The organism is Geobacillus sp. PLS 41 (assembly GCF_056494105.1).
This window is the reverse complement of record NZ_CM151395.1, coordinates 2,777,827-2,793,469: the sequence shown is the minus strand read 5'-3', so window position 1 is coordinate 2,793,469 and position 15,643 is coordinate 2,777,827. Positions and strand designations below refer to the sequence as shown.

Below are 15,643 nucleotides of genomic sequence, written 5' to 3'. Positions count from 1 at the left end.
CGAGGGTGACTATTACCTATCGCTATCGCTCGACCCCATCTATGCACAAAAATTAGGGGTCAATATCGATGAATTGCTGCTTTCCCAGCCTGACACGGGCGAGCAGGCGCTCGAAATCGCGGAAGCGCTCGTGCGAAGCGGCGCGGTCGATATTATCGTCATCGACTCGGTGGCGGCGCTTGTGCCGAAAGCGGAAATTGAAGGGGAGATGGGCGACGCCCATGTCGGCTTGCAAGCGCGGCTTATGTCCCAGGCGCTTCGCAAGCTGTCTGGCGCCATTAACAAATCGAAAACGATCGCCATCTTCATCAACCAAATTCGCGAAAAAGTCGGCGTCATGTTTGGCAATCCGGAAACGACGCCGGGCGGGCGGGCGCTCAAGTTTTACGCTTCCGTCCGCCTAGAGGTGCGCCGCGCCGAGCAAATTAAGCAAGGCAATGATATGGTCGGCAACAAGACGAAAATTAAAGTCGTCAAAAACAAAGTTGCGCCGCCATTTAAAACGGCTGACGTCGACATTATGTACGGCGAAGGCATTTCCCGCGAAGGGGAAATTCTCGACATGGCGTCCGAATTGGACATCGTGCAAAAAAGCGGTTCGTGGTATTCGTACAAAGACGAGCGGCTTGGCCAAGGGCGGGAAAACGCGAAGCAATTTTTGAAGGAAAACCCGCACATCGCCGATGAGATCGCCCGCGCCATCCGCCAGCATTACGGCATCGACGTTGAAGAGGGAACGAGCGAACCGCAGCAAGACGGGTTCGGATTGCTTGAAGAATAACGGGACAAGGCGTCCTGGCAAGCTGCCGGGGCGCCTTTTTCCATCCGTTCGGCCTGCCAAGGAGAGCGATAAGCCTAAAAAAGGACGGCGTGCGGAACGGTCTTGTTCCGTTGTCATCCTCTAGGCGCGTCGGTGTAATATCTTGACAATTCCTATTGCCGCCTTTACAATGAACATGTATATTTGTCCATACGCGCGGCAGGGCCATACGCCCGCCCGCTGCGGCGGACCGCCTTCGTGCGGAAGGCTGCGCGGGTCGATTGTGATGCCAAGCGACTGAGCTAATGGATTGAAAACGGGAATGTCCATCTGCGCCGGTCATGGCGGTGAGAAGAGAGAGCGAAAGGAAACCGAACAGCAAGAGGAGGTGAAACGATGGGTTCGATCATCATCTCCGCTTTGCTTGCCTTAGTCATTGGTGCCGTTGTTGGCTTTTTTGTTCGCAAATCGATTGCCGAAGCGAAAATCGGCGGGGCGAAAGCCGCTGCCGAACAGCTGATTGAGGAGGCGAAACGCGAGGCGGACGCCTTGAAAAAAGAGGCGCTTCTCGAAGCGAAAGACGAGATTCATAAACTGCGTACGGAGGCGGAGCGTGATATCCGCGACCGGAGAAGCGAGCTCCAAAAACAAGAAAACCGCCTGATGCAAAAGGAGGAAAATCTCGACCGCAAAGATGAAGCGCTCAACAAACGTGAGGCGTTGCTTGAGGCAAAGGAAGAAGCGTTGAACGAAAGACAACAGCATATTGAACAAATGGAAAGCAAAGTGGAAGCGCTCGTCAAACAACAACAAGCCGAACTTGAACGCATTTCCGGCCTGACGCGCGACGATGCCCGCCAGCTCATTTTAGAGCGCGTCGAGAAAGAGCTGTCGCATGAGATTGCGATGATGATCAAAGAGGCGGAAACGCGGGCGAAAGAGGAGGCAGACAAACGGGCAAAGGCGATTTTGTCGCTTGCCATCCAACGTTGCGCCGCCGACCATGTCGCCGAAACGACTGTTTCCGTCGTCAATTTGCCAAACGACGAAATGAAAGGGCGGATCATCGGGCGCGAAGGGCGGAACATCCGCACGCTCGAGACGTTGACCGGCATCGATTTGATCATCGACGATACGCCGGAAGCGGTCATTTTGTCCGGATTTGACCCGATTCGCCGCGAGACGGCGCGCATCGCGCTCGATAAGCTTGTGCAAGATGGCCGCATCCATCCAGCGCGCATTGAGGAAATGGTCGAAAAGGCGCGCCGCGAAGTGGATGAGCATATCCGCGAAGTCGGCGAACAGACGACGTTTGAAGTCGGTGTTCACGGCTTGCATCCGGATTTGATCAAAATTTTAGGGCGGCTCAAGTTCCGAACGAGCTACGGACAAAACGTCTTAAAACACTCGGTGGAAGTGGCGTTTTTAGCCGGACTGATGGCGGCCGAGCTTGGGGAGGACGAAATGCTGGCGCGCCGGGCCGGCTTGCTTCATGACATTGGCAAAGCGATCGACCACGAAGTCGAAGGAAGCCATGTGGAAATCGGCGTTGAGCTGGCGACGAAGTATAAAGAACATCCGGTCGTCATCAACAGCATCGCTTCCCACCATGGCGATACGGAACCGACGTCGGTCATCGCTGTGCTCGTCGCGGCGGCCGATGCGCTGTCGGCGGCGCGGCCGGGAGCGCGCAGCGAAACGCTGGAAAACTATATCCGTCGTCTAGAGAAGCTTGAAGAAATCGCCGAATCGTACGAAGGCGTTGAAAAATCGTACGCCATTCAAGCTGGGCGTGAAGTGCGCATTATGGTCAAACCAGATATGATCGACGATTTGGAAGCGCACCGGCTGGCGCGTGACATCCGCAAACGAATCGAAGAAGAGCTCGATTACCCGGGCCATATTAAAGTGACGGTCATCCGCGAAACGCGGGCGGTCGAATACGCGAAATAAAGTGGCTATTGCCACTTTCTTTTTTTGTGCGTAAAATAGGAGGGTATAACGATGCGGAGATGGGCGCAAGGCGATATTTTTCGTTTAGAAAGGGATCAGGGATGAGAATTTTATTTATCGGCGACGTCGTCGGTTTGCCGGGGCAAAAAATGGTGGAGCACTATTTGCCAAGGCTGAAGGAAAAACATCGGCCGGACGTTGTTGTGATCAACGGCGAAAACGCCGCCGGCGGGAAAGGAATCACCGAACCGATTTACCGGGCGCTTCTCGCTTGGGGGGCTCATGTGATCACGTTGGGCAATCACGCATGGGACAAACGCGATATTTTTGAGTTTATCGATCAGGCGAAGGCATTGATTCGCCCGGCGAATTACCCGCCCGGCACGCCGGGAAAAGGCATCGTCTTTGTGCCGACCGAGCATGGCGAAGCGGCGGTCATCAATTTGCAAGGGCGGGCGTTTTTGCCGGCGATTGACTGCCCATTTCAAAAGGCGGACGAGCTGATCGCCGCCGCCTCCGCGCGCACGCCGGTCATCATCGTCGATTTCCATGCCGAGGCGACGAGTGAAAAACAGGCGATGGGCTGGTACTTAGACGGCCGCGTATCCGCGGTCATCGGCACGCATACACACGTCCAGACGGCCGATAACCGCATTTTGCCAAGAGGGACGGCGTACATTACCGACGTTGGCATGACCGGTCCATACGACGGCATTTTAGGCGTCGATCGAGAGGCGGTGCTGCGCAAATTTTTAACCGGGCTGCCAGTTCGTTTCGACGTCAAGGAAGGACGAAGCCAATTGAATGCCGTCTTTGTTGATGTAGACGAAAAAAGCGGACGGGCGTTTCGCATTGAACGGTTGATCATTAACGATGACCACCCTTATTTTGAATAGTCCATCTTTTAAAAATTTTTTAAAATGTCCTCCTCCCATGCAGGAATAGTTGTCGAAACAGTGAATATAGTTACAATGAAGACCTTTTACCGAAATCATTTTCCAAGGAAACGAGGGAGGAGCTAGGAATGGAAATATTAAAAGTTTCAGCAAAATCGAATCCGAACTCTGTAGCTGGTGCACTTGCCGGGGTGTTGCGCGAGCGCGGCGCAGCGGAAATTCAAGCGATCGGCGCAGGTGCATTGAACCAAGCCGTTAAAGCAGTAGCGATCGCACGAGGGTTTGTGGCACCGAGCGGCATGGACTTGATTTGCATTCCGGCGTTTACGGATATTATCATCGACGGAGAAGAGCGGACAGCGATCAAATTGATTGTCGAACCTCGTTAACTGGATGATCAGACAATGGCGGCTATAACCTGTTGGCGCCTTCGGCTGCGAAGGCAGGCAGGTTATTTTTGCTTTTTCAAGGGGGGAACGGAATGATCTTCGATGCACATTGCGATGTGTTGATGAAGTTATGGCAAGATCGGTCTCTGTCGTTTTACGACGGAGCTTCGCTTCACGTCACTCTTTCCGGGATGGCGGAAGCAGGGGTGAAAGTGCAATGCTTTGCCATCTACATACCGGAAACGGTGCCGGAGGAAGCCCGGTTCACTGTTGCGCTGGAGATGGTGGACATCTTCTTTGCCCGCATTATCGATGCGTTTCCGTCTGTGAAGTTCGTGCGGACGAGACGGGATATCGCCGCCCTTAAAAAAGAGGAAGTCGGCGCCATGTTGACGCTGGAAGGGTGCGACGCCATCGGCGTCAACCTTGTCAAGCTAAAGACGCTCCTCCGCCTCGGCGTCGCTTCCGTAGGGTTGACATGGAACTTCCCGAACGCTGTCGCTGACGGAGCGTGGGAGAAGCGCGGCGCCGGGCTGACGGCGTTTGGCCGGCAAGTCGTTGCACTTCTTAATGAAGCAAAACGATGGGTCGATGTGTCCCACTTATCGGAGAAAGCGTTTTGGGATGTCATCGAGATGGCTCGGTTCCCCATCGCTTCCCATTCCAACGTGCATCGTCTATGCCCACATCCACGCAACTTAACCGACGAGCAGATCAAAGCGTTGATCGAAAAAGACGGCATGATCGGCATTAATTTCGTTCCGTATTTTTTGACGGCGAAGAAAAACGAGGCGATGATCGCTGATGTGCTTCGCCATCTCGACCATATATGCGCGCTCGGGGGGGAAAACAACGTCGGGTTTGGCTCCGACTTCGATGGCATCACGGAGACGGTCGCCGGCCTTGGAACGGTAAGGGAATATGCGCGGCTTGTCAACGAGTTGTACAAGCATTACTCCACCGAGCAAGTATCCCGCTTTTTATTCGGCAACTTCTACGCCCATTTGCCGGAGTGACGAATATCACTGAGTATCGGCTCTGCGTATCCTAGAATAGAAGACAGGGCATCCGCGGCGCCGGCTGAAAAAGGCGTTCAAAATGGTAGTTTCCTTGTCAGAAAAGTGGTACAATAGTAGCGAAAGGCTGGAGTGAATATAAAGGGGTGTAATTCATGATCGAACAGCTGTCATGGAAGGTAGGCGGCCAGCAAGGGGAAGGAATTGAAAGTACAGGGGAAATTTTTTCCACAGCGCTGAACCGCCTCGGATATTACTTATATGGATACCGCCATTTTTCTTCACGCATCAAAGGGGGTCATACGAACAACAAAATTCGCGTCAGCACGAAACCGGTGCGGGCGGTCGCTGATGATTTGGACATCTTGGTGGCGTTCGACCAAGAGACAATCGACTTCAACTTCCACGAGCTGCGTGACGGCGGCATCGTCATTGCGGACGCCAAATTCAATCCAGTGATTCCGGAAGGAAAAGGAGTGGCGCTTTACGCCGTTCCGTTCACCGATATCGCTACACAGCTTGGCAATCCGCTGATGAAAAACATGGTTGCCATCGGCGCGACAAGTGCGGTGCTCGATTTGGACGCCGCCGTGTTCGAAAGTGTTGTTGTGGATACATTTGGGCGCAAAGGGGCGCAAGTCGTTGAGAAAAACATGGAAGCGATTCGCGCTGGAGCGCAATATATGAAAGAGCAGCTCGATGGTTCGACGAAAACGATGAAACTAGCCAAAGCCGACGGCAAACGGCGAATGTTCATGATTGGCAACGACGCCATCGCCTTGGGCGCCATTGCCGGCGGGGCGCGCTTTATGGCCGCCTATCCGATCACCCCAGCTTCGGAGATTATGGAGTATTTGATTAAAAAGCTGCCGGATTTTGGGGGCGCGGTCATCCAGACAGAAGATGAAATCGCAGCCTGTACGATGGCGATCGGCGCCAACTATGCGGGCGTGCGGGCGTTCACCGCTTCCGCCGGACCCGGGTTGTCGCTTATGGCCGAAGCGATCGGACTAGCTGGGATGACGGAAACACCGCTTGTTGTGGTTGACACGCAACGAGGCGGTCCAAGCACCGGCTTGCCGACAAAGCAAGAGCAGTCGGATTTGCTCGCGATGATCTATGGCACGCACGGGGAAATTCCCAAAATTGTCATGGCGCCAAGCACGGTCGAAGAAGCGTTTTACGATATGGCGGAAGCGTTCAACTTAGCTGAGGAATACCAATGCCCGGTCATTTTCCTGTCGGATTTGCAGCTGTCGCTCGGCAAGCAGACGGTTGAGCCGCTTGATTACGATCGGATCGAGATCCGCCGCGGCAAGCTGATGAATGGTGAGCTGCCGCCGCTTCCGGACAAAGACAACTTCAAACGGTATGAAATCACGCCGGACGGTGTTTCGCCGCGGGTGCTGCCGGGAACAAAATACGGCATCCACCATGTCACCGGGGTCGAACACGCCGAAACAGGCCGCCCGTCAGAGACGGCGGCAAACCGCCGGGCGCAAATGGAAAAACGGATGCGCAAACTCGAGCACATCCACTTCCCGACGCCGGTGCACAAACAACTCCGCCACGAAGAACCGGATTTGCTCCTTGTTGGCTTTTTATCGACGCGCGGAGCCATTGAAGAAGCGATGGAGCGGCTCGAGCAAGATGGCGTCAAAGTCAACCATGCGCACATCCGTCTGCTTCATCCGTTCCCGGTTGACGACGTGCGGCCGCTTGTCGAGAAAGCGAAACGAGTCGTCGTCGTCGAGCAAAACGCCACCGGGCAGCTGGCGAACTTGTTGAAAATGAACGTCGGGCACGCTGATAAAATCGCCAGCGTCTTAAAATTCGACGGCAATCCGTTCTTGCCGGGCGACGTCTATACTAAATGCAAGGAGTTGTTAGCGCAATGGCCACCTTTAAAGATTTCCGCAATGATGTGAAACCGAACTGGTGTCCGGGGTGCGGCGACTTTTCCGTGCAGGCCGCCATCCAGCGCGCGGCCGCCAATCTCGGGTTGGAGCCGCACGAACTCGCGGTCATTTCCGGGATCGGCTGCTCGGGCCGCATTTCCGGCTACATTCACTCTTACGGCTTTCACGGCACGCACGGCCGCGTTTTGCCGCTGGCGCAAGGAGTGAAAATGGCGAACCGCGATTTGACGGTCATCGCCGCCGGCGGGGATGGCGACGGATTCGCGATCGGCATGGGGCACACGGTTCATGCCATTCGCCGCAACATCGACATCACATACATCGTCATGGACAACCAAATTTACGGGTTGACGAAAGGACAAACATCGCCGCGCAGTGCTGCCGGCTTCCAAACAAAAAGCACGCCGCACGGGTCGATCGAGCCGGCTTTGTCGCCGCTCGAGATCGCGTTAAGCGCCGGAGCGACGTTTGTCGCGCAAGGTTTCTCAAGCGATTTAAAAGAATTGACGAGCTTGATTGAGGAAGGCGTCAAGCATAAAGGCTTTGCGCTCATCAACGTCTTCAGCCCGTGCGTGACGTACAACAAAGTGAATACGTACGAGTGGTTCAAAGAGCGGCTCATCAAGGTGAGCGACATCGAAGGATACGACCCGTCCGACCGGGAGATGGCGATGCAGACGGTCATGAAATACGATGGGCTCGTCACCGGGATCATTTATCAAAACAAAGAACAAAAGTCGTACCAAGAGCTTGTGCCAGGCTACAGCGAGGCGCCGCTTGCCGAGGCGGAGCTGAAAATGAGCAAAGAAAAGTTCGCCGAACTCGTAGCAGAGTTTATGTAAAAATGGAAACAATTTGCACCCGATGGAGGCTTGCCTCATTGGGTGTTTTTTGTTATCATGACATGTTCCGGTCCTCCGGAACAAACCCCATTGTGTTTCCTTGCCGCTCGCGATATACTATGGTAGTGTGTGGTTGGAAGAAATTTGCCGAGGCGAGGCCGGCTGCACAGGAAACGGCGGCCGCTCGTCCCGGATGATCGAATGATTTTGTGAAGAAAGGAGATTGCTATGAACGAAAAACAACGTTTGGAGCAAACGGGACAAATCAAAACCGAAAGCCATCCAGCGGACAGAAAATCCGCCTTGGACCGGCTGAAAGAAAAAACGACGAAAGACTATGAGAAATATTTCACGAGCGTGTTTCTCCCGCCGAATTTAAAAGAGGCGAAGAAACGCGGCAAAGAGGAAGTCAAGTACGTCAAAGACTTTTCGATTCCTGAAGAGTTTCGCGGCATGGGGCGCGGACGGAAGTTTTACATCCGCACGTATGGCTGTCAAATGAACGAGCACGATACGGAAGTGATGGCCGGCATTTTCATGGCGCTCGGCTATGAGCCGACCGACCGTCCGGAAGAGGCAAACGTCATTTTGCTCAACACGTGCGCGATCCGTGAAAACGCGGAAAACAAAGTGTTTGGCGAGCTCGGCTACTTAAAGCCGCTCAAAACGACGAACCCGGACTTATTGCTCGGCGTGTGCGGCTGTATGTCGCAAGAAGAATCGGTTGTCAAGAAAATTTTAAAGCAATACCAATACGTCGACCTTATTTTCGGCACGCACAACATCCATCGCCTGCCGTACATTTTGCATGAGGCGTACATGTCGAAAGAAATGGTCGTCGAAGTATGGTCGAAAGAGGGCGACGTTGTTGAAAACTTGCCGAAAGTGCGCAAAGGGAAGATTAAAGCATGGGTCAACATTATGTACGGCTGTGACAAGTTTTGCACGTACTGCATCGTTCCGTACACGCGCGGCAAAGAGCGAAGCCGCCGTCCGGAAGACATCATCCAAGAAGTGCGCCAGCTCGCCGCCCAAGGCTATAAAGAAATTACGCTCCTTGGGCAAAACGTCAACGCTTACGGAAAAGATTTCACCGACATCCAGTACGGCCTTGGCGATTTAATGGATGAGCTGCGCAAAATTGACATTGCGCGCATCCGCTTCACAACGAGCCATCCGCGCGACTTTGACGACCGGCTCATCGAAGTGCTCGCCAAACGCGGCAACTTGGTTGAGCATATCCATTTGCCGGTGCAATCGGGCAGCACGGAAATTTTAAAAATGATGGGCCGCAAATATACGCGCGAGGAGTACTTGGAGCTCGTTCGCAAAATCAAAGCCGCCATTCCGGATGTCGCGTTGACGACGGATATTATCGTCGGCTTCCCGAACGAGACGGACGAGCAGTTTGAAGAAACGCTGTCGCTTTACCGTGAAGTCGAATTTGACTCGGCCTACACGTTCATCTATTCACCGCGCGAAGGCACGCCGGCGGCGAACATGAAGGACAACGTGCCGATGGAAGTGAAAAAAGAGCGGCTCAAGCGTCTCAACGACCTTGTTCAAGAAATCGCGGCCAAGAAAATGAAGCAATACGAAGGGCAAGTCGTCGAAGTGCTTGTGGAAGGCGAAAGCAAAACGAATCCGGATGTATTGGCGGGTTATACGCGCAAAAACAAGCTCGTCCACTTCGTCGGCCCCAAATCGCTCATTGGCCAATTGGTCAACGTGCGCATTACGCAGGCAAAGACGTGGACGCTGACGGGCGAGCTAGTCAATGAAGCGATCGAGGTGAACGAACATGGCAAAATATACGCGGGATGATATCTTGGCCCAGGCGAAGCAGCTGGCGAAAATGATCGCCGAAACGGAAGAAGTCGACTTTTTCAAACGAGCGGAAGAAAAAATCCACCAAAACGAAAAAGTGCGCACGTTGATCAACGAGCTGAAATCGCTGCAAAAGCAAGCGGTCAACCTTCAGCATTACGGAAAACATGAAGCGCTGAAACAGGTTGAGGCCAAAATTGACGCCATTTACGAAGAGTTGTCGCAAATCCCGATCGTCAGCGAATTCCAGCAGTCCCAATCCGATGTGAACGACCTGCTTCAGCTCGTCGCCTCGACGATTTCGAATACGGTGACCGATGAAATTCTCGCTTCGACGGGCGGCGATGTGCTGCGCGGCGAAACCGGCGCCGCGCTTCGCTACAACAAACACGGCGGCTGCCATTAATGGCATGCGGCTCAAAAGCGTCCTTTGGGGCGCTTTTTTTCTTATGGGCGCGCTCTCCCTTTCCCCGAACCGCGGGCGGCTGCCTGGCGGCAAAAAAGAAGGCACATCGAACGGAGCAGGCGCATACAATGAACTATACGGAATAATGATTCATTTGCTGTGCACATTAGCGGAGATGGCGCATAGGATGAAATGAAGATTCATTTGAGGAGGGTTCCGTTCGATGTCTGAATACAGAGAAATTATTACGAAAGCCGTTGTCGGCAAAGGCCGCAAGTTTACACAATCGACCCATACGGTGACGGCGCCGAACCGCCCGTCAAGCATTCTTGGCTGCTGGATCATCAACCACCGTTATGAAGCGAAAAAATGCGATAAAACGGTCGAAATTCACGGCCATTATGACATCAACGTCTGGTATTCGTACAACCACAATACAAAAACCGAAGTCGTCACCGAAACGGTGTCGTATACGGACGTCGTCAAATTAAAATATCGCGACAAAGATAATTTAATCAGCGATGACACCGATGTCATCGTCCGCGTCATCCAGCAGCCGAACTGCCTCGAATGCACGATTTCGCCAAACGGCAATAAAATCGTTGTCGATGTTGAGCGGGAGTTTGTCGCCGAAGTGATCGGCGAAACGAAGGTGTGCGTTGCCATCAATCCGGAAGGATGCGGCAAGGACGACGATTTTTGCGACGAGGATGACCTTGATGAAGAATTAGAAGATTTAAGCCCAGATTTGCTGCTTGGCGAAGAAGAATAAAACTAGGAAATTTCTTTCCTAGTTTTTTCTTTTGCCGCTTGTTATAATAGTAGCGCAATCAACGAGCCTTCGGGCCGAAAAGGTTGGGGAGAAGCGATGCCATCGTACACACCGATGATCCAGCAATATTTGCACATTAAAGCGCAATATCCGGACGCGTTTTTATTTTTCCGGCTTGGCGATTTTTACGAACTGTTTTTTGACGACGCCATCAAGGCGGCGCAAGAGCTGGAAATTACATTAACAAGCCGCGACGGCGGCGATGAACGGGTGCCGATGTGCGGGGTGCCGTACCATTCGGCGCAAGGATATATTGAGCAGTTAATCGAAAAGGGATATAAAGTCGCCATTTGCGAACAAGTCGAAGACCCGAAAACGGCCAAAGGCGTCGTTCGCCGCGAAGTTGTGCAGCTCATCACCCCAGGGACGCTCATGGAAGGCAAAGGGCTCACCGAGAAGGAAAACCACTACTTGGCGGCGCTCACGCCGTTTGCTGATGGTACATACGGATTGGCTTACGCCGATTTGTCGACCGGCGAGGTCCGGTTGACGCTTCTTTCTTCGTGGGAGGAAGCGGCAAACGAATTGCACGCCGTTGGAGCGCGGGAGATCATCGTTGCCACAGACAGCGGCGAAGAGTGGGTGCGCGAGCTGAAAGAGCGGTACGGGGCGGCGGTCTCTTATGAGGACGACACATCTCTATGCGACGAATGGAACGGCGTCATCGGCCATGTGGCGCAAGAAAAGCTGCGGCAGGCCGCAGCCCGCTTGCTTCATTACCTCGTCCGCACGCAAAAGCGGCGGCTCGATCATTTGCAGCCGGCTGAGTTGTATCAAGTTGACCACTATATGAAAATGGACCGACATTCCAAGCTGCATTTGGAATTGGTCGAAACGGTGCGGTCAAAAGGAAGGAAAGGCTCGTTGTTATGGCTTTTGGATGAAACGGTGACAGCGATGGGTGGGCGGCTCTTAAAACAATGGCTGGACCGGCCGCTCATTGATCGGCGCGAAATCGAACGGCGCCTCGATTTTGTGGAAACGTTGAAAACGAGCTATTTTGAACGGCAGGAGCTGCGCGACAGGCTGCGCGGCGTTTACGACATTGAGCGCCTTGTCGGCCGTGTCTCCTACGGCAACGCCAATGCCCGCGATCTCGTGCAGCTGAAAAAGTCGCTTCTTCAAGTGCCGGCGCTCCGCCAGACGGTCGGCGCACTGCCGCTCGCTGAAGCGGACAAGCTGTGCGAGCGCCTTGACCCGTGCGAAGAGCTCGTCGATTTGCTCGAGCGCTCGATTCAAGAACAGCCGCCGCTTTCCGTCAAAGAAGGGAACCTCATCAAAGACGGATATGACAAGCAGCTCGACCGCTACCGCGATGCGAGCCGCAACGGCAAGGCGTGGATCGCTGAACTTGAGGCGAAGGAGCGGGAAGCGACCGGCATCAAATCGCTCAAAGTCGGCTACAACCGAGTGTTTGGCTACTATATTGAAGTGACAAAGCCCAATCTCCCCCTTGTTCCGGAAGGACGTTACGAGCGGAAGCAGACGCTCGCCAACGCCGAGCGGTTTATCACCCCGGAGTTGAAGGAAAAAGAGGCGCTCATTTTGGAGGCGGAAGAAAAAAGCATCGAACTCGAATATGAACTGTTTGTCGCCATTCGCGAGCAGGTGAAGCAATACATCCCGCGCCTGCAGACGTTGGCGAAAGCCATTGCCGAGCTTGATGTGCTTCAATCATTCGCAACGATCAGCGACGAGTATCGCTACGTGCGTCCGCAGTTTTCCACGGAGCGCGTCTTGGTGATTCAAGGCGGCCGCCACCCGGTTGTCGAAAAAGTGCTCGGCGCGCAAATGTACGTGCCGAATGACTGCTACATGAACCGCGAGCGGGAAATGCTGCTCATCACTGGACCGAACATGGCTGGAAAAAGCACGTACATGCGGCAAGTGGCGCTCACCGCCGTCATGGCGCAAATCGGCTGTTTCGTTCCCGCCGAGCGGGCGGTGCTGCCCATTTTTGACCAAGTGTTCACCCGCATCGGCGCTGCTGACGACCTGTCGGCAGGACAAAGCACGTTTATGGTCGAAATGTTGGAGGCGCGCCACGCCATCGCTCATGCGACACAAAACAGCCTCATTTTGTTTGATGAAATCGGGCGCGGCACATCGACGTACGACGGCATGGCGCTCGCCCAGGCGATCATTGAGTACATTCACGACCATATCGGCGCGAAAACACTATTTAGCACCCACTACCATGAACTCACCGCCTTGGAGCGTTCGCTCCCGCGGCTTTCGAACGTCCATGCCCGCGCCATCGAGGAAAACGGCAAAGTCGTCTTTTTGCATCAAATCGCCGACGGGCCGGCCGACAAGAGCTACGGCATTCACGTCGCCGAACTGGCCGGGCTGCCGGCTTCGCTCATTGAACGCGCGCGGGCCATTTTAGCGGAACTGGAGAAAGCGGCGGGAAAACAGGAAGCCGCCGCAGGCAGGATGGACGATGGCGCTTTGGCGGAAGCGGGTTTGGCTTTTCAGGGGAACGAAGCGTTAGACGTCGGCAGCAAGGTTGAGCGCGAGAAGGCCTCCCGTCCGTCAGCCGGCGCGGCGCGGGAGGGCGTTTTGGCGGAAGCGGCGTTTGAGCAGCTGAGCATGTTTCCTGACCTTGCCCCGGCGCCTGTGGAGCCGCCTCTTTCAAGCAAAGAGAAAAAGGCGCTCGCGGCGCTGAAAGAGATCAATTTGCTCGAGATGACGCCGCTTGAGGCGCTCAACAAACTGTATGAACTGCAAAAGCTCCTCAAGTAAAGGAGGGAGGCCCGATGGGACGCATCCGCAAGCTCGATGACCTGCTGGCAAACAAAATCGCCGCCGGCGAGGTCGTCGAGCGGCCGGCTTCGGTCGTCAAGGAGTTGGTGGAAAACGCCATTGATGCCCATAGTACGGTCATCAACATCGAGCTTGAAGAGGCGGGAATGGCGAAAATCCGCGTCATCGACAACGGCGACGGCATGGAGGAAGACGACTGCTTGCTCGCTTTTGAACGCCATGCGACAAGCAAAATTCATGACGAGCACGATTTGTTCCGCATCCGCACGCTCGGGTTCCGCGGTGAGGCGCTGCCGAGCATCGCTTCTGTATCCGAAGTGGAGCTGACGACCGGCACGGGCAGCGGACCGGGAACGAAGCTTGTGCTTCAAGGCGGCGCACTCGTCTCCCGCGAGCGGGCGGCGGGGCGCAAAGGAACGGATATTACCGTATCGAACTTGTTTTTCAACACCCCAGCGCGCTTGAAATATATGAAAACGATCCACACCGAGCTCGGTCATGCGGCCGACGTCGTCAACCGGCTAGCGCTCGCCCATCCGGACGTATCATTTCGCCTCCGCCACCAGGGCAAAACATTGCTTGCCACCAATGGCAGCGGCGATGTTCGGCACGTGCTCGCCGCTATTTACGGCGCCGAGACGGCGAGGCAAATGATCCCCATTGAAGCGGAATCGCTCGATTTTACTATTCGCGGTTACATTTCGCCGCCGGACGTGACGCGCGCCTCGCGCAACTACATCTCGCTTGTTGTCAACGGCCGCTATGTGCGCAGCGTGCCGCTCATGAAAGCGATTGAAGCCGGCTACCATACGCTCTTGCCGATCGGCCGCTATCCGATTGTGTTTTTATCCATTGAAATGGATCCGGTGCTTGTCGATGTCAACGTCCATCCGGCAAAGCTCGAAGTCCGCTTTAGCAAGGAAGCAGAGCTGAATGAGCTCGTCACAGACGCCATCCGCCAGGCATTTCGCAAGCGGACGCTCATTCCGTCCGTATCTGCCGACAGCAAGATGGCAAAACCAAAGGCGGAGCAGGCGGCTTGGACGTTCACTCATCGCGTCCGCGAGCCGTCTGTCTTATCGAGCGACATCGGCGGCGGGGAAGATGCGACCGCCCCTCTTGCGCCGCTAACCGGTGACGCACCGGCTGAGCGGCCATCCGCGGCTGTGCAGACGGATGAATGTGGAATACTGGACGAACATGGGCCCGCTTTTGAGCGAAAGCAGGAGGAAGAGGTGGGAGAAGAGCGGTGCTCTCCCCGCTTGCCGACAGATGGGCAAGCGGAGGATAAAGCGGCGGCCGATCGCCTGCCGCCGCTTTATCCGATTGGACAATTGCATGGGACGTACATTTTGGCGGAGAACGAACATGGGCTGTATATGATCGATCAGCATGCGGCTCAAGAGCGGATCAACTATGAATATTTCCGGGAAAAACTCGGCGAAGCCACGAAGGAAGTGCAGGAGCTGCTCGTTCCGTTGATGTTTGAATATCCAGCCGACGAGTACGAGCGGATCGCCGCCTGCCGCGATGAGCTGGCGCGCTGCGGCGTGTTTCTTGAGCCGTTTGGGCCGCGGGCGTTTCTCGTTCGCTCCCATCCGACGTGGTTTCCGAAAGGGAGAGAAAGGGAAATCATCGAGGAAATGATCGAACAAGTGTTGGCGGCCAAAACGGTCGACATCAAGCAATTGCGCGAACAAGCGGCGATCTTAATGAGTTGCAAGCGCGCCATTAAAGCAAACCAACATTTGCGCCAGGATGAACTGTTCGCTTTGCTTGAGGCGCTGCGGCAGACAACGGACCCATTTACTTGTCCCCACGGCCGGCCGATCATCGTTCATTTTTCGACATATGAAATTGAAAAACTATTTAAACGGGTGATGTAGCCTGCGCCCCCTTTGCGCGACAAAGGGGGCGCTTTTTTGTAATCGTTTTGTAATCTACTTTTATTCTTTCTGTTACAGACGGATTGCTTTGATTTTACTATAATGGCTCATGTGTAGGAATACGTGGTGAATTTTGTAGAGTGATAGCGAA

At 54.4% G+C, this 15,643-nt stretch carries 11 protein-coding genes and 1 pseudogene; all 12 read left to right on the top strand.

What is annotated here, in order from left to right:
• Positions 1–25: 25 nt before the first annotated feature.
• Positions 26–781 (top strand): annotated as a pseudogene (gene recA / locus ACVX3G_RS13930) (recombinase RecA); the annotation flags it as partial.
• Between the two features lie 375 nt (positions 782–1,156).
• Positions 1,157–2,713: a ribonuclease Y gene (gene rny, locus ACVX3G_RS13925; protein WP_011230797.1), complete on the top strand. Its 1,557-nt coding sequence runs from the start codon at positions 1,157–1,159 to the stop codon at positions 2,711–2,713.
• A 101-nt stretch (positions 2,714–2,814) separates the two neighbouring features.
• Positions 2,815–3,609 (top strand): TIGR00282 family metallophosphoesterase, encoded by a 795-nt coding sequence (locus ACVX3G_RS13920; RefSeq protein WP_011230798.1) that lies wholly within the window; start codon positions 2,815–2,817, stop codon positions 3,607–3,609.
• 128 nt (positions 3,610–3,737) lie between these two features.
• Positions 3,738–3,998 carry a stage V sporulation protein SpoVS gene (gene spoVS, locus ACVX3G_RS13915; RefSeq protein WP_003251598.1) on the top strand — a complete coding sequence of 87 codons (261 nt, stop codon included), beginning with the start codon at positions 3,738–3,740 and terminating at the stop codon, positions 3,996–3,998.
• A gap of 92 nt (positions 3,999–4,090) precedes the next feature.
• Positions 4,091–5,014 carry a dipeptidase gene (locus ACVX3G_RS13910; RefSeq protein WP_014195492.1) on the top strand — a complete coding sequence of 308 codons (924 nt, stop codon included), beginning with the start codon at positions 4,091–4,093 and terminating at the stop codon, positions 5,012–5,014.
• 155 nt (positions 5,015–5,169) lie between these two features.
• Positions 5,170–6,942 (top strand): 2-oxoacid:acceptor oxidoreductase subunit alpha, encoded by a 1,773-nt coding sequence (locus tag ACVX3G_RS13905; protein WP_011230800.1) that lies wholly within the window; start codon positions 5,170–5,172, stop codon positions 6,940–6,942.
• Positions 6,909–7,775 carry a 2-oxoacid:ferredoxin oxidoreductase subunit beta gene (locus ACVX3G_RS13900; RefSeq protein WP_011230801.1) on the top strand — a complete coding sequence of 289 codons (867 nt, stop codon included), beginning with the start codon at positions 6,909–6,911 and terminating at the stop codon, positions 7,773–7,775. Before ACVX3G_RS13905 ends, ACVX3G_RS13900 begins: the two co-directional genes overlap by 34 nt.
• Before the next feature lie 228 nt (positions 7,776–8,003).
• Complete coding sequence (gene miaB, locus ACVX3G_RS13895; protein WP_011230802.1) at positions 8,004–9,599, top strand: tRNA (N6-isopentenyl adenosine(37)-C2)-methylthiotransferase MiaB; 1,596 nt, start codon at positions 8,004–8,006, stop codon at positions 9,597–9,599.
• On the top strand, positions 9,577–10,008 hold the full coding sequence (locus ACVX3G_RS13890) for a YlbF/YmcA family competence regulator (RefSeq protein WP_011230803.1): 432 nt from the start codon (positions 9,577–9,579) through the stop codon (positions 10,006–10,008). Before miaB ends, ACVX3G_RS13890 begins: the two co-directional genes overlap by 23 nt.
• Before the next feature lie 223 nt (positions 10,009–10,231).
• Entirely contained in the window at positions 10,232–10,780 is a 549-nt protein-coding gene (locus ACVX3G_RS13885) for an outer spore coat protein CotE (protein WP_011230804.1), read from the top strand.
• Between the two features lie 96 nt (positions 10,781–10,876).
• Positions 10,877–13,585 (top strand): DNA mismatch repair protein MutS, encoded by a 2,709-nt coding sequence (gene mutS / locus ACVX3G_RS13880; RefSeq protein ID WP_014195494.1) that lies wholly within the window; start codon positions 10,877–10,879, stop codon positions 13,583–13,585.
• A gap of 14 nt (positions 13,586–13,599) precedes the next feature.
• Positions 13,600–15,492, top strand: coding sequence for a DNA mismatch repair endonuclease MutL (gene mutL, locus ACVX3G_RS13875; protein WP_011230806.1), 1,893 nt, complete (start codon positions 13,600–13,602; stop codon positions 15,490–15,492).
• The last annotated feature ends 151 nt before the right edge of the window (positions 15,493–15,643 follow it).